General features: G+C 62.3%; 16 protein-coding genes. 6 read left to right on the forward strand and 10 right to left on the reverse strand.

Going from position 1 to position 21,351, the window contains the following annotated elements:
- Positions 1–2 precede the first annotated feature (2 nt).
- The 3 genes from WKV53_RS03190 to WKV53_RS03200 form a co-directional block, all read right to left on the reverse strand.
- The gene (locus tag WKV53_RS03190) at positions 3–398 is read right to left on the reverse strand and encodes a TM2 domain-containing protein (RefSeq protein ID WP_341402901.1); all 396 of its coding nucleotides are present in this window, start codon (positions 396–398) and stop codon (positions 3–5) included.
- Positions 399–466: 68 nt separating this feature from the next.
- The gene (locus WKV53_RS03195) at positions 467–1,165 is read right to left on the reverse strand and encodes a DUF4190 domain-containing protein (RefSeq protein ID WP_341402902.1); all 699 of its coding nucleotides are present in this window, start codon (positions 1,163–1,165) and stop codon (positions 467–469) included.
- Between the two features lie 59 nt (positions 1,166–1,224).
- Positions 1,225–3,294, reverse strand: coding sequence for a TonB-dependent receptor (locus tag WKV53_RS03200; RefSeq protein ID WP_341402903.1), 2,070 nt, complete (start codon positions 3,292–3,294; stop codon positions 1,225–1,227).
- A 169-nt stretch (positions 3,295–3,463) separates the two neighbouring features.
- On the opposite strand from WKV53_RS03200, the gene WKV53_RS03205 reads away from it, so the two are divergent.
- The 5 genes from WKV53_RS03205 (at position 3,464) to WKV53_RS03225 (ending at position 7,465) form a co-directional block, all read left to right on the forward strand.
- Positions 3,464–3,835 carry a Dabb family protein gene (locus tag WKV53_RS03205; RefSeq protein ID WP_341402904.1) on the forward strand — a complete coding sequence of 124 codons (372 nt, stop codon included), beginning with the start codon at positions 3,464–3,466 and terminating at the stop codon, positions 3,833–3,835.
- Positions 3,836–3,874: 39 nt separating this feature from the next.
- Positions 3,875–4,504 (forward strand): outer membrane lipoprotein carrier protein LolA, encoded by a 630-nt coding sequence (locus WKV53_RS03210; protein WP_341402905.1) that lies wholly within the window; start codon positions 3,875–3,877, stop codon positions 4,502–4,504.
- Positions 4,505–4,599: 95 nt separating this feature from the next.
- Positions 4,600–5,661, forward strand: coding sequence for a type IV pilus twitching motility protein PilT (locus WKV53_RS03215; RefSeq protein ID WP_341402906.1), 1,062 nt, complete (start codon positions 4,600–4,602; stop codon positions 5,659–5,661).
- A 23-nt stretch (positions 5,662–5,684) separates the two neighbouring features.
- A complete protein-coding gene (locus WKV53_RS03220; protein WP_341402908.1) occupies positions 5,685–6,788 on the forward strand; it encodes a type IV pilus twitching motility protein PilT in 1,104 nt (367 codons plus the stop codon).
- On the forward strand, positions 6,788–7,465 hold the full coding sequence (locus WKV53_RS03225; RefSeq protein ID WP_341402909.1) for a hypothetical protein: 678 nt from the start codon (positions 6,788–6,790) through the stop codon (positions 7,463–7,465). Before WKV53_RS03220 ends, WKV53_RS03225 begins: the two co-directional genes overlap by 1 nt.
- 3 nt (positions 7,466–7,468) lie before the next feature.
- Here WKV53_RS03225 and WKV53_RS03230 read toward each other — a convergent pair whose 3' ends face one another.
- From WKV53_RS03230 to WKV53_RS03245, 4 genes are all read right to left on the reverse strand, one after another.
- Positions 7,469–8,254 carry a hypothetical protein gene (locus tag WKV53_RS03230; RefSeq protein WP_341402910.1) on the reverse strand — a complete coding sequence of 262 codons (786 nt, stop codon included), beginning with the start codon at positions 8,252–8,254 and terminating at the stop codon, positions 7,469–7,471.
- A gap of 156 nt (positions 8,255–8,410) precedes the next feature.
- On the reverse strand, positions 8,411–10,375 hold the full coding sequence (locus WKV53_RS03235; protein ID WP_341402911.1) for a hypothetical protein: 1,965 nt from the start codon (positions 10,373–10,375) through the stop codon (positions 8,411–8,413).
- Between the two features lie 6 nt (positions 10,376–10,381).
- A complete protein-coding gene (locus tag WKV53_RS03240; protein WP_341402912.1) occupies positions 10,382–12,979 on the reverse strand; it encodes an alpha-N-acetylglucosaminidase in 2,598 nt (865 codons plus the stop codon).
- 133 nt (positions 12,980–13,112) lie between these two features.
- On the reverse strand, positions 13,113–17,141 hold the full coding sequence (locus tag WKV53_RS03245; protein ID WP_341402913.1) for a beta strand repeat-containing protein: 4,029 nt from the start codon (positions 17,139–17,141) through the stop codon (positions 13,113–13,115).
- Positions 17,142–17,311: 170 nt separating this feature from the next.
- Between WKV53_RS03245 and WKV53_RS03250 the strand changes: the two genes are divergently transcribed.
- Complete coding sequence (locus WKV53_RS03250) at positions 17,312–18,403, forward strand: substrate-binding domain-containing protein (RefSeq protein WP_341402914.1); 1,092 nt, start codon at positions 17,312–17,314, stop codon at positions 18,401–18,403.
- Here WKV53_RS03250 and lipA read toward each other — a convergent pair.
- Genes lipA through WKV53_RS03265 form a run of 3 tightly spaced genes read right to left on the reverse strand, consistent with a single transcriptional unit; the run spans position 18,400 to position 21,326 of the window.
- Positions 18,400–19,413: a lipoyl synthase gene (gene lipA / locus WKV53_RS03255; RefSeq protein WP_341402915.1), complete on the reverse strand. Its 1,014-nt coding sequence runs from the start codon at positions 19,411–19,413 to the stop codon at positions 18,400–18,402. The genes WKV53_RS03250 and lipA overlap by 4 nt on opposite strands.
- Positions 19,414–19,425: 12 nt before the next feature.
- Positions 19,426–20,313, reverse strand: a complete 888-nt coding sequence (locus WKV53_RS03260) for a patatin-like phospholipase family protein (protein ID WP_341402916.1) — start codon at positions 20,311–20,313, stop codon at positions 19,426–19,428.
- Positions 20,314–20,318: 5 nt separating this feature from the next.
- Entirely contained in the window at positions 20,319–21,326 is a 1,008-nt protein-coding gene (locus WKV53_RS03265; RefSeq protein WP_341402917.1) for a lysylphosphatidylglycerol synthase transmembrane domain-containing protein, read from the reverse strand.
- Positions 21,327–21,351 lie beyond the last annotated feature (25 nt).

The following is a 21,351-nucleotide window of genomic DNA, read 5'->3' on the forward strand; positions in this document are numbered from 1 at the left end:
CGTCAGCCGCGCGAGTTCAACTCGTCGATCTGGCCATTGAGCGTGCAGTAGTCGTAAAGATAGCCCAGCAGGAATAGCCCGCCGCTGATCATCCACAGGAGGCCGGTCCAGATCTTTCCCATGTAGAGGCGATGGATGCCCAATGGACCGAGGAAGGTCTGGAGCAGCCACGCCACCGAGTAGTCGATGGGACCGGTCGCATATCGCCGCGCCGCATCCCGCTCCATGCCGGGAATCAGGAACAGGTCGATCAGCCAACCGATGCCGCACAAGCCAAGCGTGAAGAACCAAATCGCGCCGGAAATCGGCCGGCCGAAGTAAAAGCGGTGGGCACCGGTGAAGCCGAAGATCCAGAGCAGGTAGCCGATCAGCTTGCTATGCGTTTGCGGACGATCCATGGCCACGCATCATCGCTCGCTTTCCCGAAGCTGCGATGGGAATTGCGGGGCCGGTTTGGAGCGTCAGGTCAGCGCTTCTTCTTCGGTGCCGGGATCTCCACGGCACCGGTTAGGTCCATCTTCGACAACGATGAAGGGGAAACGGACGACGCCGCCCCGTCGATGCTAAGGATCACGGCCTTGTCACCAACGTCCGGGAAAACAAGCACGGGACGGCTTGGAACCTCATCCGCGGTGCTCAGCCCGGGAAAATAATACCACTTCGCACCGGGTCCTCCTCTCACCGCCAGCAAGCGATTCAGGTCTTTCACACTACCTGCCGCCTCCAGTTGCTCCAGCACTCTCGGACCCGTTAGACCGGCGAACTTGGGCTCCTCCTTGGCCAGCTTGTCAGAAGGAAACGTCCCATAGTCGTTGTCGAAATCGATCAGCGCGAGATGGAGCTGCTTCACATTGTTGATCGCTTCCACCCGGTCTGCAGCCTTCCGCTGTTTCAAGATCACCGGCGCTGCAAGACCCGAGAGAATCGCGATCGGCAGGATGAGGAGCGTGATGTAGCCGAAGACCAGACCGGTAATCGCCATTCCCGATCCCTTGATGTAGCCGCCGGAACGCTTGATCGCCGCCAGCGCCATGTGCCCGGTGATGACCGCGGCAATGCCGCTGAGACCTGCGGTGAGAAAGCCGAGCGGGCCGCAGATGACACTTGCGATCGCGAGGCCGGATGTCTTCGGCTGGGCCGGCATGGCGGGGGGCATGAATTCCATGTCTTCAACATGAGTGGCCGATCATGACAGGGCAAGCCAATCGATGTGACGGCCTCCGGTTAGAATTCCGTCCTCACCCCTGCAACGACGCCCCGCCCAGCCATCGGAGCGATATCCTTGAGAACGGACGTACTTTGCCGCGCCTCCTCGTCGGTGAGGTTCACGCCCTTGAGATAGAAGGTCGTCGTCGTATCGCCCATTGCCAGCGTGTAGCCGAGCGCCGCATTCACCAGGAAATAGGAATCCGTGGGCAGTTCGTTCTGATCATGCCGGTCCTGATGGGCAGCGAATTGACCCTCGAGCCGGGCAGACCACCCACCGCATTCATAGTCGAGCGAGGCCAGCGTCCGGAACGGAGGAATGCGTGGCAACGGCTCGTTGGTATCGCGATTCTCCGCGCGCGTGTAGTCGGCACGCAGTGTCAGATCCAGGCGCTGCTTGCTCCCGGTTGCAGGCGATTTGGCGTCAGCTGCCGCTTCGACCGGCTCTAACAAATGGAAAGTCGTCTCGATCTCGCCGCCGCGGAAATCCGCCGCCACCGCATCGTAGGCGAATACCGGAAAGGCGTCCCCATCGGGCAGCGTCACCGTGCCACCGGTGGGCGCGAGATTGATGTAGTCGTTGAAGCGGTAATAGAAAAGCCCCGCACTCCCTGTGACGCGACCTGCCTTCTTCTTCACGGACAGATCGACCGAGAACGCATCCTCTGTTTCGAGGGTTGGATCTCCAATCTCAAAGGACCCCGTCGCAACGTGCGGGCCGTTGGCGAAGAGTTCCACATAAGTGGGCGGGCGTTGCGTGTAAGCCAGTGACAGCGCCACCGCGTAGTCCGGTGCCGGATTGTAGATGATGCCGGCGGAAGTACTAAAGGCATCGAAGTTCTTCTCGATCCCCGGACCAAATAGAGGATTGGGGTCGGTTTGGTTTTGCTGGAAATCCCCGCGCGCGCCGAATTGGAAGCGCAGCTTGTCGAACGGCAGCTCCTCAAAGAAGAACAGCGAGTTCACATCATTCTCCACCGGCGGCAAGAAGGCTTCCTCGCCCAGCGCCGAGAAATCGTCATGCCGGGTCTCGACACCGAACGCCCCCTCCAAGAGACCGAGCGGAGCATGCTGGAATTCCACGCGGCCGTTGTAACCTTCCGTCCGGAATTCAGTGCCCGGCTCCGCCCCTTCGAATTCAGTGTGCGTGTAGTCCGTATAGGCGAACTTGTATTCCACCTCCTTCAACCACGCCACAGGCTCATGGAATGCCCCGCGGAAATCCCAGCGCCGCTGGCGGAGATCGATCGTCACGTCCGGCTCGGCCACCGTGCCATAGAGCGAATCAACGCCCGAGTAAGAGAGACCAAAATAACCCTTGTCCCAGATGTAGGAGGCACCCAGCCCCGCACCGCGCGACTCGGTCGCGCTGTTAGGCAGGATGCCGTAGGGCTCGATTTCACCGGGGGCCAGCGGCGAGGTCGCACGCAGCCGCTCGGATCGTGCGAAGCCCGGGATCGCCAGGTCCTCCGTCTCACGGCTGAAGCCATCGAGGTGAAACACCAGCGGTCCCTTCCCAAACTCCAGCGCACCCGAGTAAGCCTCCGAATCATCCGCCGAGCCAAACGCGCTGCTGAAATAGCCCGAAGGCCACCGGCCGGCGAAGCGCTCCGTCGGGATCCGCCCGTCGATCATATTTACCACGCCGCCCAAGGTATTCGGCCCATACAACAAAGTCGCAGGCCCGCGCACCACCTCCACCGATTGCATGCTCAGCGGATCGGAAGCCACCGCGTGATCGGGGCTGACATTCGAAACATCCAGGATCGACGTGCCATTCTGGAGAATGCGCACCCGGTCGTCCCCCAGGCCACGGATGATCGGCCGACTCGCGCCCGGTCCGAAATACGTGGAGCTCACCCCCGGCTCGCGGCTCAGCGTTTCACCCAGCGTCGGTTGCTGGTTGAGCAATAAGTCCTGCCCCTTCAGCACCGAGGCCGGCTGCATCAGGTCAAAGAGCGAACGCTCGTCCGGCGCCGCGCTCACCACCATCTCATCGAGCGGGGTGGGCATCAGGTCGGACGATTGCGAAAAGGCCGGAAGGGAGAAGGCGACGGAAGCGAGCGCGAGCGGCGGGAAACTTTTCATGGGCATCGTGTGGATCAGCAACGGCATCGTGATTGATCCAAACAATTTACAAACGCAATAAAAATACAACAGCATTACAAATACCGCTGCACATCCATTGCCTCAATCACTCCACAAGGAACCCCCAGCCCGGATTTGACACCCCCCTCCCGCCACCGAAGCATGGGCCATGACCAAAGCCCTTCTCACCGCCGCCATGTCCGCCGCCCTTGCCACCGCCGCTGTCGCCGAAAACGAGTTCCGTCACGTCGTCTTCTTCAAGTTCAAGCCCGAGGCCACCCCCGAGCAGATCAAGGAGATCGAAAAAGCCTTCGCCGAGCTGCCGAAGAAGATCCCCACGATCACCGGCTACGAGTGGGGCACCAGCGAGAGCGTGGAGAAGCTCAACGACGGCTTCACCCACTGCTTCTTCGTCACCTTCAAGGACAAGGCAGCCCTCGAAGCCTATCTGCCCAATCCCGCTCACAAGGAGTTCGGCGCGAAGCTCAAGCCACTGCTCGAAAAGGCCTTCGTCTTCGACTACACCGCGAAGAAGGACTGAGACTGATCACCGGCAGCTTCATCCACGGACCCCTTTTCCATGCGCGCACTCCTCATCCTGCTTTCCCTCGTTTCCCTCGCCCGGGCGGACCTCGATCTCAAGCCACTCGAGACTTGGATCGGCAAGCAGAAGAACCTGCAAAGCCTCGACACCGAGTTCGTGCAGGAGCGCAAGCTGCCTTCACTGAAGAAGCCGGTCGCCACCCCGGGCCGCATGCGCATGGTGCGCCCGGGCAAGCTCTGCTGGGAACTCGGCGATCCCGTCAAAACGCTCGCCGTTTCCGATGGCACCACCATGACCCTGCTGGATGTCGCGAAAAAGCGCGGCATGAAGGTGGACAGGGATTCACCGGAAGCGCGTCAATTCACCCTCCTCTCCGAGGAAGCCTTCCGCGACCTCGCCGGCTTTCAGGAGACCTTCGAGCTGGTCGAGTCCCGCATGACCGGCACAATCTATCAGCTCACCGTGCGTCCGAAGGACAAGTCGATGCGCAAGCACGTCTCGTGGATGTTCCTGGACATCGACACCCGCACCCAGGAACTGCGCGCCCTCGACCTGGAACTGGATGACAAATCGCGGATTCGCACCGTCTTCTCCAACTCCAAGATCAACGCGAAGGTCGACCCCGCGATCTTCACGCCGGACACCACCGGCTATCTCATGAAGTGACCGGACGGTGACAACTTTCACCGGCACCGGGGTTTGACGAGATATCGCGATTTCCATCTTCCCCTCCCCCGCCGGAGTCCTGTTAGTGTCGTCCTATGAGTCCCGAGATCCGTGCCTTGATCCAGAACGCCTTCACCGGCGGTGCCAGCGACGTCTTTTTGATCGAGGGAGAGCGGCCCCGGGTGCGCGGTGATGGAGAAGTCATCATTGCCCACGGTGGCCCCATCACCGTCGAGGATGTCGCTGACATCTGGAAATCCTGCGGACTTAATCCCGAGACCGACAACGACGGCGACTCCAGCTTCGAGGTCGAAGACGTCGGCCGTCTTCGCGTGAATGGCTACCGCACGCTCGGCCGCCTCGGCGTGGTCATGCGACCGATCAAGAAAGTCATCCCGTCCTTTGAGGAACTCGGCCTTCCCGGGCACCTGCTCGCCTCATGGATGGAGAAGCGTTCCGGCCTCATCATCGTCAGCGGACCCACCGGCTCGGGCAAGTCCACCACCATCGCGGCCTGCCTTGAATGGGTGAACCGCCACCAGCCTCGCCACGTCGTGACGATCGAGGACCCGATCGAGTATCTCTTCGAAAACGATCGTGCGTGGTTCTCCCAGCGCGAGGTGAAGCGTGACACGGAAAACTTCCACGTCGCGCTGCGCGCCGCCCTGCGCCAGAACCCGGACATCATCCTCTTCGGCGAAATCCGTGATGCCGAATCAGCCTTCGCTGCCCTGCGCGCCGCCGAAACCGGTCACCTGGTGATTTCCACCCTCCACGGCTCCGGCGTCGCCGGCGTGCCGGTCGCCATGGAACGGCTCAACCGCATCATGAGCGACTCCGCCTACACCGGTGCCTCCAGCCTGCTCTCGCACCAGCTTGTCGGCGCGATCGCCCAGCAGCTGCTGCCTCGCATCAATGGCGGCGTGGTCGCGGTGCTGGAGTACTTCCAGAACGAGGCCATCACCCGCAAGTTCCTCGCCGAGAGCAACTACAACGACCTCAAGGACCACCTCAACAAGTGCGACGAGTCCTCCGGCTGCTCTTTCCTGCGCTACCTGCTCGCCGCCACCCAGCAGGGCATCATCGATCCCGCGGTGGCCCGCTCGGCCACCGACCGCCCGCAGGATTTTGATCGCGCCATGCGCGGGATCTCCTAATTTCAACAGAACGCCTATTCCCCGTGAGCCAGGTCCGCGAAATCACCGATTATCTCCGCCAAGCCGTCGAGCTCGGCGGTTCCGATCTCCACCTCTCGGCATGGGCTCCGCCCGCCGCCCGGGTCGGGGGAAATCTCGTCCCGCTGGAGGAGTTCCTCCTCGATCCCGACACCACCCGCCGGCTGATCCTCGACTCCCTGTCGGAAGCACAGCGCGCGCAGCTCGAGGAGAATCTCGAACTCGACTATGCCATCCATCTTGAAGGCGTCGGCCGGTTCCGTGGCAATGTCCACATCGCTCGCGGTGCCCACGAGGCAGCCTTCCGCCATATCCCCCAGCACATCCCGGAACTCGGCGAACTCGGTCACCACGCCGTGGTCCACGACGTCTGCACGCTGCGCCGCGGACTGGTGCTTGTCACCGGCATCACCGGCTCGGGGAAATCCACCACGCTCGCCGCGATGGTCCGCCGGATCTCCGAGAACCGCTCCGGCGTCATCGTGACGATCGAGGATCCCATTGAATTCGTGTTTTCCCACGCAAGCTGCCTCATCAAGCAGCGCGAAGTCGGCAGTGACACGCGCGGCTTCCCGATCGCGCTCCGCCAGGCCCTGCGCCAAGACCCGGACGTGATCGTGGTCTCGGAGCTTCGGGATCTCGAAACCATCCGCATCGCCCTGACCGCGGCCGAAACCGGTCACCTCGTGCTGGCCACGCTGCACACCGTCGATGCGCCGCAATCGATCGACCGCCTCGTCGATGTCTTCCCACCGGACCAGCAGTCACAGGTCGTCACCCAGCTCGCCGGGACGTTGGAGGCGATCGTCTCCCAGCGCCTGATCCAGCGCGCCGATGGCCAGGGCCGCGTCCTCGCCTCGGAAGTGCTGCGTGCCAGCCACGGCATCCGCGCCTGCATCCGGGAACGGAAGCTCGAGCAGCTCGTCGGCCTGATGGAAATCGGCTTCAAGGACGGCAACCGCACCATCGACCAATCGATCGGCGGACTTCTCGACAGCGGCTACATCACTCGCGAGGAAGCGCTGTTCCATTGCCGCGAGAAGCGGACCTTCGAAGCTCCGCCGCCTGAGCCCGCGGAAGCGAAGAAACCCAAATCGATCTGGACCTGATGGACCCGCGCGTTGCCGCCATCCTGAAGTGGGCGCTGTACGGCGTGCTCGCCCTCATGACCTTCGTTTTCTTCTCGCGGTATCACAAGCGCGAGAAGCTCAAGGACGGGATCATCTCCGACATGCGCGGCTTGGTTTCAGAAGCATCCTTCTACCGCGCCCTCACCGAAAAGGACGCCCGCACCACCTACCTCCGCTGCATTGCCCTCTTGGACGATGCGAAGCACCTGGACATGGACTCGACCGAGGTCTTCAACCGCGTCTTCGAAAAGAAGGACAAGGGCAAGACCTTGGCCGGGAACGAGTTCGATGACTACCCGACCCGCGAGAAGCTGGCCCGAGAAACCCTGACCCGCGCCTATCAATACGCCGGCCAGCTTGACCTGCTCGGCCCTGAGCAAGTCGCCGGCCTCCGGCTGGGTGAGCTGCCGAGCACACCGATCCGCACCGCCATCATCTGCGTGATCGATCCGTCCATCTCGCCCGGCCTTGAGAAGGTGGTCCCCAATTTCGAATTGCGTCCCTTCGACAACAAGAACGCCACCCCCACCGACACCGACATCGCCGCTGCTCGCAATCTCGCGTCTGACCTGGCCGGCGCCCAGATCATCGATCGCGATACCGAGAACAAGATCCACCGCTACTTCCGTCCGAAGGACAAGGAGCCGGCGAAGTAAGCATCACCTCCTCCGGCGGCGCGACATCGCCAGCAGGCCAACGGCCGCCAGCAGCGCACCGGAAGGCTCTGGCACCGCCGCGAGGTCCACGATCTGGATCCCGTTGATCACCGCGAAGCGTGAGTTCAGGCCATCGAGATCGCTCGTGGCATTCACGCCGGTCACCACATTGGCGTAGCTGAAATTGATTTGTCCGGAGGCATTCGGCAGCGCCGTGAATCTCACGTACTCGATCCCTTCGACCAGCAGCCCGTCACCGCCGATCACGCCGTCCCACGAGGTTTGCTTCGACACACCATTGATGGTGATCAGGGCGTTTTGGCCATCGGAGTATTCGCCGAGGAAATTGTCACCCTGGGCATACAGGTAGATGTCGTAGGTCTTCAGCGGATTCAGCCCGGTGATCGAGCCGTTCTTGGACAGCACCTGCGTATTGGTGGTCGCTGCCAGGTAAACGTAGTCCGACATCAGGTCCTGATATCCCAGGCCCGCGCCGCCATTCTCCTGCTGACCGGGTACGCTCAGGTAGCCGCCATTGATCCCCAGGCTGATCCCAACGCCCGTCGACTGGCCGGACGAATCGACCAGGCTGGACTTGGAAATCGTGCCCGTGCCACTGCCATACAAACTATTCCAAATCGCCGCATTGCCCGAGGGATCGGGTGCCGCGGCGAGACCCAGATAGACCGGGGACGTCTCGTCCTTATCGAAATCGATGTTGATGACTTGGGCCGCAAGCGGCCCCGCGAACGCTACAAGGAGCGCCGTGAGAGCAGGGGTGATTCTCATGGCCGGTGGAGGGGTGAACAGGCAGGGAACAGCAGATCTCTAGCCATTTCAGGCCGTTAGGTCAATCCCCCCTTTCATTTCAGGTTTCTAAACCTTCCCCATTTCTCTGTGGGAGCTGCCGCCAAAGGAGTTTCTCGCGAGGCGCGTTTCAGGGACTCAAATGGTGATAGCCGCCGCCCAGGCGTCATTGAGACGCTTCAGCTCCTTCTGCCCGGCCTTTCCGAGCGAACGGAACTCACGGACCTGGAGATCGTGGAGGCCCTTGAAAACGGCATCCGGCTGGACCTTTCCATCCTTCGCCTTCGTGACCGCGATCTCCGTGGGAATACCCTGCTGCAGCCGGGCGAACCACTCGGCGCGGTCCTTTGCGTCCGGCAAGCCACCTGCCACGGCGGAAAGCTCGCCAAGCCAATCGGGCGCCGCCTTGCCACGCCGCTTCGGGTCCAGCTTGAGCAAATCAACCAGTCGCTTCTCTAGCCGCTGCTGCGCGGCGCGCGGCCCATCCACCGCCACCTCGAACTTGAGCTCCAGCTCACGAATCGCCGCGCCATACGGCATCTTCAGCGACTCGCGACGCGCGATCTCTTGCTTCAGCAAACCATAGGCGGCGGTCCGGCGTGACTTGTCCTCCAGCACGGGCGCATAGGCAGCCTCGGCGATCAGCGGGCCTACGACATTCGCAATGAGCGTCGACTCCCTCTTGGGATCAGCTCCACCTTTGACGGGTTTCACGTCGTTGAAATCCGTGTCTGCCGACAGATCGGCATGCTCCTCCGCTGCTTTCGAGGGATCAAGCAGCAGCGTGTCAAAGCGCGAGAGCAGGGCATTGGTCGCCTTCAGGTCACCGCGCGACCAATCCGCAAGTTGATACCATGCCTCCAGTAGATACGGATTCAACGCTGTCGCCTCCTCCACCAACTGCAACGCCGCGGACGGGTCCTTCACATGCAAGCGCCGCGCGGAGAAAAGAGCGATGCGCGCGTCCTGCCAGCGTCCAACGCCCATATTCATCGCCAGATTGAGCGCCACATGCCACTCGACTCCGACCTTCACGCCAGACTCCTCATTGCCACTAACCCGCTGACCCTGTGGCGCAGGCAAGAACCACTGCGAGGTCGAATGATCTGGGCTGGTAATGCTTTGCTCCAACTTCGCAAACCACAGGCCCGCGGAATCGCGGTTGTAGGAAAGCATGGCTCGATGCCCCGGCTGATACATGCCCACCGCCGGCTTGCCGAGCGCCGCGCAGGAGAATTGGCCCAGCGTCGAAAGCCGGCCACAGACACCACCATCCTCCGCAATGCGCGGAATCGAGTTCGGATGGAACGGACTGACCTTCCAACGTACCGCAGGCACCCGGTCATAGTCCCACGAGTAGCGGGCATAAGTCTTCCAACGCGAGCCATCGGCATACGGAGTCTCCCCACGGAAGTGATCCCACAGGTAGTCAGCCTCGCTCCGCGGCAAGGTCTGCCGCAAAGGTGCCAGCAGCGGCCACGGCGCTTGATCGATCAGATAAAGCGGCCACTGCGGCCCGCTGTTGAACGATTCAAGCTTCGTCTCGTAGCGCTCGATCAACAGCTTCAATGAATCCGCGAGAGCCATGTTCTCGCGCCGAGGATAGGTGCCGGTCGCATGCGCCAGCTCTTCCCAGAATGCCGCCGCCTCACGCTTGTCCGGTGCAGCAACCTTCGCGGCCTTGAAAAGCTCGTCCCCCATCTCCCGGGCCTGAAGCACCGAAAGCCCGGCCGTTTTCAAATGAGCGGCCACCGCTGCCACCCGCACGTCCGGAGACTTGGGAACGGCCGACTCGGATTCAGGAGCACCCAACGACGCGGCGAGAATCAGCGAGGCATAGCGTTCCGAACGTTCAGTCCCGAGTTCGCGGCGCAACGCATCAAGCTGCGCCACATGATACGCCGGAACCGGATCGGAACTGGTCAGCAAACCGCTCAGGATCGCCGGATGGCCATCGAGCCAGGTCATCAACTCTGGCGAAGCGGCTTCCGAAATTTTCGCCCGGGCCTCGGACAAGTACGACTCCCGCAGTACCGGCGAGAAAACCGGAGTTTCCGCGGTAGCGGTGGAAACAAGTGCGAATGGAATGATCCAGCGGTGCATGATTGATCAGGGTTGGCGTTCGGCAAAGATGACTCCGTTTGAATCGGAGCCGCCGTCGCTGCGGATTTCGGCTTCAAGTTCGAGCCCCTCGGCCTGCGTGACATTGGGAAACTCCAGCACCCAGACGTTGTCGGTATGCTGATGCCCGGTGCGGCCTTCATGGGCATCGGTCGAAACGACCTGCCCCTTGTGCAGCAGCTTCACCTGCCTCACGTCGCAGCGGTTGTAGCCGGTGACGTAGCGGAAGGTCACCCGGAACTTCCCGCCTTCGGAAAGCTTGCCCTCCAGTGGCCATTTCTTCTTTTGCCACGAGGTGGACAGCACTCCGCTGGTCCAGTCACCGAGGAAATAGGAATCATCGGGCAAGCTCGTCTGGCGCAGCGGTGAGACCGACCGCTCGACGAGAGCGTCATACTTGCGGATGATTTCCGCACTCAACGCGAGCGGATCACCTTCCGGATCCGGAGTGAAATTCCCCTCGCACGTATCAGCCCAATTCCACTCCCACGCGGCGAGTTCCTTGAAGAACGGATGATCGTCCAGTCCAGGGCGGCCATAGACCTTGAGCAGCTTTGAATCATCGATCCGCTCGCCCACCGGCTTCGCAAGCTCACTACTGAGGAAGGCGAGATACTTCTCCCATCGCCCGAGGTAAAAGCTTCCTAACAGCCCGTTCCACTGGCGGTTCGAGTAGTCGAAGTTCACCTGCACCTGCGTGTTCGGCCCCCACAGCGTGACGAGCATCCGGGCCGAGCGTTCCAGCAAGCGCTTCTCGGCCTCGTTCTTCCCCCAGCGACGGGCATCTGCCAGCCAGGCACCGAGCCGGAACTCCCGGCGTGCGCCAAGCAAGCGATCCAGATCCCGGCCAAGCTCCAGGAAACTCGCGGCAACCTTCCTGAACTCCTCGACCTTCCCTTGCGAATAGGCATCACGCAATTCGCGGTGAAGCATCACGCCAAGGTCCGCCAAAGCCTGACGCCCCCAATCGATCAGATCGTAACGGTAAGTATCAAGCTTGCCGAGCCGGCCGGAATCTTGCGCGAGCAGCTTCCACGCCGCCCACAACTTCGGCAGCGCATAGCTCCGCGAGAACGAACCCGCCGACGGAGAACTCGACTTCCCGTTCAGCGTCGGACGCATGCAGAAAGGCGTCTCTCCCGATTGATAGGACGCACCGCTACGGGCATCGTACACATGATCCAACGTCGAGACCCACGCATCAATCGCCGGCCCCTCCTCCACTCCAAAACGCGACTGCGCCCAAGTCCTCAACCACCCCGCCGGATCTTGTACCGCACCCGGCACGCGGAAGGCCCCTTCCAGTGCCGCCATGTAGATCGGCGAGTTCGAGTGGCTGCCTTCACAGAAGACACCGAGCCCCTGGCAATTCTTGAAATCCTCGCGCGTTGCGTGGCGGTCGAAGTCCAGCGACTTGGACAAATTCCCGCCAAGATAAACACGCCCGCCGAAGTTGTGGATCACCCCGGACACGTAGGGATAGCCCCAATAATCCTTGCGGCGGCCATCCAGATCTAACAACAGCAGCCGGTCCTGCGGGATCGCCTTCACGATCGGCTCGTAAAGCGTCCACGTCTGCATCGCGATCTTCGCCTGGGGATCGGCCTTGGTCAGCGCGCCGATCAATGTCTTTCCCACCGAGTCGAGGTAAGCCGGATCATTCGTCGGCGGCTTGCTCTCATGGAAGACATCGCACGCATAACAATGCGCCTCACCGAAAAGCCGACGGTTCTCCTCGACGAAAATCCCGCTGATCTCCGCAAACAAGGGGTCCGAAGGATCAAGCTGCGCCGTGCCCGGAAAACCGAACCACGAGCGCTTGAGAAAGATCTTCGCATCCGGCTTCAGTTCCTTTAGTGCCACCGGCACATAACCCGTGAATCCGGGCACAATCGGCGTCATGCCCAGCTCACGCATCCGCGCGAAGATCTTCCGGCCGAGATCGAGATGGCTTTCCAGCCACGACTCCGGCATCGGGCCAGCCCAGCTCTCGATATTCGCCATGAACTGCCACGGCAGGAAATTCGGCCCGCACAGGAACGAACGCACCGCCAGGTCACTCATCCCGAGCCGCGTCATCGCCGCGCGCCAGACGCACTCGTGGCCTACCATCGCCAGTGGCATGTTCACCCCCTGCAGCGCCAGGAAATCGAGTTCGCGTTCCCACTGCGACCAATCCCACCACGCCATCGTGTAGCCGTAGGTGCAGAAATTGTACGCCACCCGATGCGGCAGTGATGCCTTCGCCGAACGCGGCTTGTCCGGCAAAGGAAGCTTGGCAGGAAGATCGAGGTATTCGCCCGTCCACGAGAGCTGCCGCTTCGCCTCATGGCGCAGCCAGTCATTCAATGCCGCGGCAATGGCCACCGGCGAGGTGCCTCTCAAAACCAGCGTGTCGCCATCGCGATCGAGCGTCCACGCATCGACCTCACCTTCGATTTTCTCGCAGCGCACAGCCACCTCTCCCAACAACCGGCGCACCAAAGCCTCAGCCGCCGGAAACTGCTTTCCTTCAATGGCGTGGACAGAGAACGGGACAAAAGCAGCGGAGCCAAGAAGCAGACGATGGAACTGGCGGCGATTCACGTGACAGGAAACAGATCGAAAGATGACGATTATTCACTAAAATTTGTCCGGTGACCTCCCGGAAACCCGCTCCGGGAAGTCACCGGAACCCGCGGCCTTGTGGCCGGGGACCTCGTAGTACCCGGGGAACTTGTCAGGGAACGGTCACTTTGAGACGGGCGAAGACCTTCGGATTGCCGGCCGGTAGCGTGAACTCGATCGACGTGCCCAGATCGGCAACGCCAACCACCGCATTCGTCCAGCCTCCGGGCTGTCCTTCCGCCGCGAGATTGCTCGAGGTCTGCACCGCCCAGGATGCCAGCGCCAGCGCATCCTTCGGCCACGTGACCTTGCCGTTCACCACCTGCGGATTCGGCGTGAAGGTCGAGCCGGTCTGACCCATCAGGTACTCGACCGCATTCGCCACTCCATCCTTGTCGTAGTCTCCATCCGCACCCTCGCCCCCGGCGTTGATCGCGGACCACGTGGTGAACGTGTTGGCTGCTGGCACCGTCAGCGTCACCGCCTTGCCCGCATAGGCCGGATCGTTGTAATCGACCACGAAGAGCTGGCTGCCCACCGCAAGCATCCCCCCATCAGCGAGCCCGGTGAAGGTACCGGTGAGGCTGCCAGCCGAGTAATCGAGCAGCACGAACTTCTGGCCCACGGTGAATGCCACCGGTGCGCCATTGTCATCCACCAGGGAAAGCACCGCATTCGCACCCAGCGTCACGGCACCGGAAACGGTGAGCTTCCCACAGGTGGAAGCCGAGCTGTCATAGTGAAGCTTGAAGGCGCTGCCACCATCGAAGCTCGCCTGCTGCGGCGCACCGATTGCCAGCGCGGCCGTGGACGTCGCCGGCACGTCGAGCGTGGTTCCCGTCACGGTCAGGTTGCTTCCGGAAGTGTTGCGGAAGGTGGCGCCGTTTTGCAGATGGATGAGCGCGTTCGTGGCGACCTGGCCGGTGACCGTGGTGGCTTCGAGGATGCCAGCCTCTTCGAGGTTCACATTGGCAGTACCCATCGCACCGCCGCTGTCCTGCACCAGCGTCAGCGTGCCGGTCTTGATCGTGCCACCGTAGGTCGTGAGCGTGCCATTGGCGGTCTTGTTGTTGGGAGCTCCCGCAATCGCGAGCTGGATCGCCGTGGCATCCAGCGTGCCGCCAGTGAAGGCAAACGTGCCGCTGGTCGCATTGTTGAAGTTGCCCGCGCCCGTGTCGTGGCGACCGATGACCAGTGTGCCAAGGAGCGCATCAAGCGTGCTACCTTCACCGGTGACATCGACCGTCGCGCTGCCGCCCGCATAGTCCGAGCCCGTCTTGTAGCCCACGGTCATGTTCGCGCGGGTCGAGCCGCCGGCGGCGCCGCGAATCGCCAGTGAAGCGCCAACGCCCCCGGAGCCTAACAGCGAGCAGCTGCCGCTCTGCGCTTGGTTCGTGCCAATCGCGATGGTGTCCGCATGGATGACGTTCGCCTGGCCCAGCGTCACCGAAGCATTCGACGAGACACCGGATCCACCGGGGCCACCATTTCCGATCCCGAACGTTGCGGCGGTGATGGTGTTGTTCTGAACCGCGGCATTGACGGAAGCGCTGCCGCCGCTGGCCGTGGTCACCGCATTGAAGCTGCCGATCGGATTGTTGAAGACGAAGGAGTCGATCGCGAGATTGAGCCCACCTTGGTTGATCAGGAGATTGGCACTGCCTTGGACAGTGAGAGTCTTGCCCGGTTGGGCATAGACGTTCGCACCGCCTGACGGAGCTTTCGTGAACGATGGCACGGTCAGGTTCAGATTCGTGAAGTCGAGCGAGCCATTGCTGAGAACAATCCCAGTGCCGGCCGGAATCGACGAACCCGTGGAATCCAGGACCAGCGTGCCACCCCCGCTCACACCGGTGGTGCCTGCATAGGTGTTCGCACCGGTCAGCCGGAGGGTGCCCGAGCCATTGTGGGTGACCGAACCGGAGCCGGAGATCACGTTCGCGAAATTGATATCATCGAAGCGGCTGATGGCCAGGGTGCCATGGTCCACCACCGGCCCCAGGAGCGAGCCGGTAACATCATTCGCTCCGACTTGAAGCGTGCCCGCGGCAATGGTGGTGGTGCCGGTGTAGCCAGCGTCTCCCGCGAGGATAACCGTGCCGGGGCCGTTCTGGATCAGCGCACCGCTGCCGGTGATCGGAGGCGTCACCGTGAAGGTTCCGCTGCGATTGAAGGTGATCGTGCCATTGTTGGTGACCGCCGTGGTGTCACCGAGCGAACCCGCCGCTCCGCCATTACCCACTTGCAAAGTCCTCCCGGCATTCACCGTCGTCGCGCCCGTGTAGCTGTTGTCCGCGGTGAGAACGACGGTGCCGGCGCCGAGTTGGGAAAGCGAACCCATGCCCGAGATCGCGTTGGCGATCGTGACCGCATCGGAGCGGTTGAAGGCGAGCGTGCCGTCGTTGATCACCGCCCCCGTGCCGAGGCTGCCAGCAGTACCACCCGAACCAACCTGCACCGTGCCCGCATTGATCACGGTCTCGCCGGTGTAGTTGTTGTTCGTGGCAAGCGTCAGCGTCCCGGTGCCGGATTTGACGAGGTTGGTCACCCCGCTGATCGCACCGCTGCCACTGAGCGAATAGCTTTTCGTGGAGTGATCGAAGGTCACCGACCCCGGCGTGACCATGTCGTTCAGCACCACACTGGTGGTGCCCGTCGCGCCATCGGTGAAGCTGACGTGGTCGAACTGGAAGAATTTGTCGGGGCTGCCGCCGTTGGTCCAGTTGCTGGAGGTATTGACGTCCCACGTGCCACCGGGTGATCCCTTCCACGCCAGCGAGCCCGCGGTGCCGGAGAAAGTAACGGTGATCGCCGAATTACTACCACTGCCGTAGTTCACTGCTGGATTGAGACGGCTGCCACCCAGGCCGCCGACGGTCACCGGAGGACTGCCGGTCAAGGTGCCTTGGTAGGTCACCACCGTATAGGGCGTGCCCAGATCAGGCGGCGAACTCACCTGCACCGCGATGCCACCGGCGGTCCGCGTGTAGTTGCCCGCGATGGTGGGAGCGGTTCCCAAGGCAAGCTGCAGCGAGCCGCCATTTTGAGTCAGCGAGGCCAGCGTCCCGCTCCCGATTCCCAGCCCGCCATTGTTCAAGGTAATCGGCACCGCGGCATTGATCGCACCCGTGAGCTGAAGATCGGCAGCACCACCCTTGGTGAAGGCCAGACCATTTCCCGCAGAGAAGGTCAGGGAACCGGCATACGTTCCGTTGGTGGTCTGGTTGACCGTGAGGGCGGAGGAAGGTCCCTCGCCGGTGATGCTTCCGCCGGTGCCGCTGAGCGACCCGACACTGCTGGCTCCCGTGCCCAGGGCGACGGCTCCTCCATTGACGGTAAGGAAAGCAGCCGGATTCACCCATCCGCCCGCGTTCTGCAACTGCAGGTTGGAGGTCGCGGTTGCGAGCGTGATTCCGCCGGTGGCATCGATCGAGCCAGCTGAAGCGACCCGCAGTTGCGACCTCGTGTTCAGCGTCACGCTGCCACTGCCCAGCGCATTGGTGGCCGCAGCCTCCAAGAACAAACGGCGGGCATTGTCCGTGGTATTCGTCCCCTCCACCGTCCAGTTTCCGCTAAGGGTGTTCGCGGCGTTGCTGACGGACAAGGTCCGCCGCTCACCGGTCTGGCCTTGGAGCACGCCCTTCAGGTCAATATTCGCCGAGCCCGACAGCACGCCCTGCAAGTTCAGCCGGTTCGTATAGGCCGAGGTATTGTCGGACTGGATCGTGAAGTTCACGCTTCCCGAGGCACCGACATCGATGGCGCTCGGAACATTCCGGACCACGTTGCCCAGCGAAGTACTGTAGCTCTGCAAGGTGCCCCCAGCCCCCAGGCTCAGCGGCTTCGGATTGATCGTCACCGTGGTATTCCCTCCGCTGGCAGTATGGCGCAGCCTCAGGATCCCCCCTCCCTGCAGGGACAGCGAGTCCCCGGCGAAGGTGGTCGTGGAATTATTGGCTCCCACCGGCGAATCCACCGTGAAGCCTGAGGTGACCTGATAGGTTTTGCCCGCTGCGGGAGCGGTGCTGTCCGACCAAACGGTGGCCGTCGTCCAATCGCCGCTGGCGACCGATGCCACCTGCGCATGCAAGGTCGGACTGAGCAGAACACACGCGGGTGCAAGAAACACAGAGATCTTCATGGGAGCTTTTTTGGTTCGAGGTCATGCCCCGAAAACCGGCAGCAACCGGTCTCCAACGAGGCATTTGCCGCAGGATGTCAGACAAATTTTGATCCTGAAGGACATCAGCACTCGAAAATCTGCCAATTTCATCTTTGCAGACTCCGGATCGCGATGTAGCCGGTCAGCCCATGGCAAGGATCGAGCGCAAGACGGCCGCGGAGATGGCGGCGGACGCGATCAAGACGGAAATCGCCATCGGGCGCTGGAGCGGACGCCTTCCCGGCTCCCGCGTGCTGGCTGCGGAAACCGGTGTGAGCCAGCCCACCGTCACGGCCGCCCTCGCCCTGCTGGTGGAGCAGGGATGGCTGGAGCATCCGGGGGATCGGAAAGCTTTCCGTATCCGTCATGACCCCCGGCGCGTCGCCGAAATGAAGCCTCACCGAGACCGGCGGCTGATCTTCGTGACTCACGAGGAACTGGGCGACCTGCCGGATACCACCCGCAAGGTGATCGACGCCACTCGCCGCCGGGTCGCAGAGCTGGGCTGGAGCGTGGAATTCCGCACCATCGATTTCGTCCATGCGAAAACCCCTCGCCGCTCTTGGGATGACCTGCTGCCGGTCGACACCGAGACTTCCATGATCGCCGTCTTCGGTCGGCCGGTGATTGCCGAATGGGCCGAACGGCGAAGTGCACGGATGCTATTCCTCGGAGGCATCACACAGGGGCACTCGATCCCGGCCATCGGCCTCAAGTCATCGATGATGGTGGACGAGGCCATGGAGCGGCTGATCGCGCTCGGACATCGGCAAATCGTACTGCCACTCTGCCAGCGTCCGCCGACCTTCGCCGCCTCGATCAAGGACGTGGTGAGTAAGCGCTTGGAAGCCGCAGGCGTGATCTACGTGGCCTCCTATCACACGCCGGAAAGCGAATACATGACCCCGGAGGTCACATGGCGAATGATGGAAACGGCATTCGCCCGCACCGCCCCGACCGCACTCGTATTCCTCGATTGGAAGGAACTCGTCACCGCCAGCTGTCTGCTGTCGAAACTCGGCGTCCGCATTCCGGAAGACCTGTCGGTCATCCTCTTGAATGAACAAATGGAGGCCGACTGGTTTGTCCCAAAGCTCGCTTGCTTCCGCTTTCCGATCAAACGGCTGGCATCCGCTCTAACAACCTGGGTGGAAGGAAAACCGCTCACTCCCGACCAGCGCCAGCCTCGAGCGGACTTCGAGTCGGGAGAATCCCTGGCACCGCCGTCAGCCCGCGCTTAAGCCACCGACGCCTTCACCAACGCCGCCTTCGCAGCAGGGATAGGCAGGTCTTCCGGTTGCAAGTCGAGACCACGCGTCGGCGCGGCCTTCTCGATCTCATCCATGATATCGAGCTCCGGACGGAAATCAGCGGCGTGATACGAGCTGCGCACCAGTGGACCACTCGCGACATGTCGGAAGCCCTTCGCAATCGCGATCTGCTTCAACTCATCGAACGCAGCCGGCTCAATGTATTCCACCACCGGCAAGTGACGCGGAGTCGGACGCAAATACTGACCCATGGTCAACACGGTCACGTCAGCCTCTAACAAATCATCCATCGCCCGCAGGATCTCATCGCGGGTCTCGCCAAGGCCGAGCATGATGCCGCTCTTGCTGGCGACCTTGCCATTCACCATTGCCTTCGCCTTCTTCAGCACCGCGAGGCTGCGATGATACTTGGCGCGCGAGCGGACCAACGGCGTGAGCCGTTCGACCGTTTCGAGGTTGTGGTTGAAGATGTGCGGGCGCGCATCCATCACCATCTGGAGCGCCCAGTCACGGTCGTTGAAATCGGGCACCAGCACCTCGATGACGATGCCGGGGTTCATCGCGCGCACCGCTTCGATGGTCTGCTGGAAATGCTCGGCACCACCGTCCTTGAGATCGTCACGGGCCACCGCGGTGATCACCACGTGGCGGAGCTTCATGCGGCGCGTCGCCTCAGCCACGCGGTAGGGCTCGTCGCCCTCCAGCGCATCGGGCTTGGCGGTCTTCACCGCGCAGAAGCCGCAGGCGCGGGTGCACTTCTCACCGGCGATCATGAAGGTCGCCGTGCCCTGTCCCCAGCATTCCCAACGGTTCGGGCACTGGGCCTCCTCGCACACGGTCACCAGCTTGAGGTCGGTAATCAGCGACTTGGTGGACCAGAAAACCGGGTTGTTGGGCAGGCGCACCTTGATCCAGGACGGTTTCTTGTCCTGGTGCAGGGCGGGATCCATTTTCATCTGGGGTCCGTGGCAGCCGCTCATGTCGGGCGGACGCTAGGACGCCCTTTCCGCGGGGGAAAGGGGAATTTCTCGCCCAGTCCGCGCTGGCACCATCGCCAGCGGCGAGCGCCGGAACGTCTCCTCCCCCGCAGCAAAGAAACTGCGGGACTTCCCGCCATGGAGCAGCCCCGGATGATCGTGCCCGGTTTCCAAAAGAATCAGCCGCTTCCCCGCCATCTCAGCCTCGTCGATCCGGCGGCGCAGCAACTCCCCGGAAACCAAGCGGTGGCAGTCCCCCATAATTCCGCCGGGCGTCCGCCACGGCAGTCCCTTCATCCCCGAAGCATGGCGGATGCGATGGACGACGATCGTGTGGATCAGCGGGTCTTCAAGCCAGTGGTCAAACGGCGTTTCATTCGCCACCCCGCCATCGAGAAACTCCTCTCCCTCAATCTTCTGCGGCTGGAACAGCACCGGCATCGCACAGCTCGCGATGATGAAATCAATCAGCGGGCCTCGGCTCCGAATCTCGCTCTGCGATTTCGTGAGATTGGCGACCGCGATTTCCAGCCGCGGGCTCCGCAAATCCTCGATCCGCCGTTCACCGAGGACCCGCCCGAGGTAACGGCGCAGCCGCACCCCGGAAAGCAGCCCCGCTCCGGCAAGCCCCGTGAGAATTCCCGGCCAGCGGTAAAAAGCCCCGAGATCGAAGAACGCCCGGCGGAAATGGAAGTCGTAGATCACCTTCCCCAGCTCCTTGCCCCGCAAACCCGCCGCCCACAATCCGCCCGCCATCGCCCCGGCAGAGGCGCCCGCGATCCGCCCAGGCCGCAAGCCCGCCTCCTCCATCGCATTCAAGACGCCGAGGTGGGCATAGTAGCCGAAAAACGACGAGGACAGGCAGACCGCCAGTCCCGGATCGTGGCCGGAGTTGGGTGGCATGCCGCTCATGCTTCCGCTTCTTGGGTGGTTTCCTCGATTTCCTTCATCGATGTCCGGTTGGACGGGCGCAAGAATAGCAGACCTCCGGCAAACGCCCAGAACAGCGTTCCGGTCGCAAATCCGACCAAGGACCCGAGCACCGAAATCCCCGGTTCAAGCCCGACCAGATCGCTCATTAGCGTCTTCAGCGCAATCTCGCGGACCCCGATGCCCGAAATCGAAACCGGCATCGCACTCGCCGCATCCACCACCGGCATCGCGGCGAAAACCGAAACGAACCCGGTATCGCTGCCGACAAAACGGACACCGCACCAGAAAGTGGCGTAGTAGATCGGCAGCATCACAACGCTGGCCGCCAGCGCAGGCAGCACCAGCTTCCACTTCTTCCGGAAGACATCGTAGATGTCCGGGACTTTCCGCATCTTGGCGATCCGCGGATTCGTGACGCGCTTGTGGATCCGGTCGTTCACCCACGGGCTGGCCATCACGAACATCAGCCCGACCATGGCCAAGCCACCGCTGAAATACACCCAGCCGAACTTGATCGCCGTCTTTCCCAGTTCGCTCTGCGATTCCACCGCTTGGAAGCGGCCCGCAGTGACCGCGAAGAAAGTCAGCGCCATCGCCACCAGGCCCACCAGGTGATCCACCAGCACCGACATGGTGATGGCCAGCTTCTGCTCCCGATGATCGCGGATCAGCAGGAAGATCTTCGCCGCGTCACCCGTGACGCTGCTGACGCCCATCAGATTGAAAAGCCCGCCGATCAGCGTGAGCTGGCTCACCCGCCACAGGCCGACCGGAATCCCTTGCGCCACCAGCAACAGCCACCAGCGGAAGGCCGATAGGAACACCGTCACACCCCCGAGCGCGATCGCAGCCAGCGCCCACGTCCACTCTGGATTCTTTGGCCAAAACGAAGCGGATTCCTCAAGACGCTGCCCGGACAGGGCCCACCACAGGCAGCCCACGGTAAAAGCCAGCTTCGCCAGAAAGAGCAGCCACTTCTTCATCGCGGGCCCTTTCCCCCGGCATCTG

The organism is Luteolibacter sp. Y139 (genome assembly GCF_038066715.1).
Taxonomy (GTDB): Bacteria; Verrucomicrobiota; Verrucomicrobiia; order Verrucomicrobiales; family Akkermansiaceae; genus Haloferula; species Haloferula soli.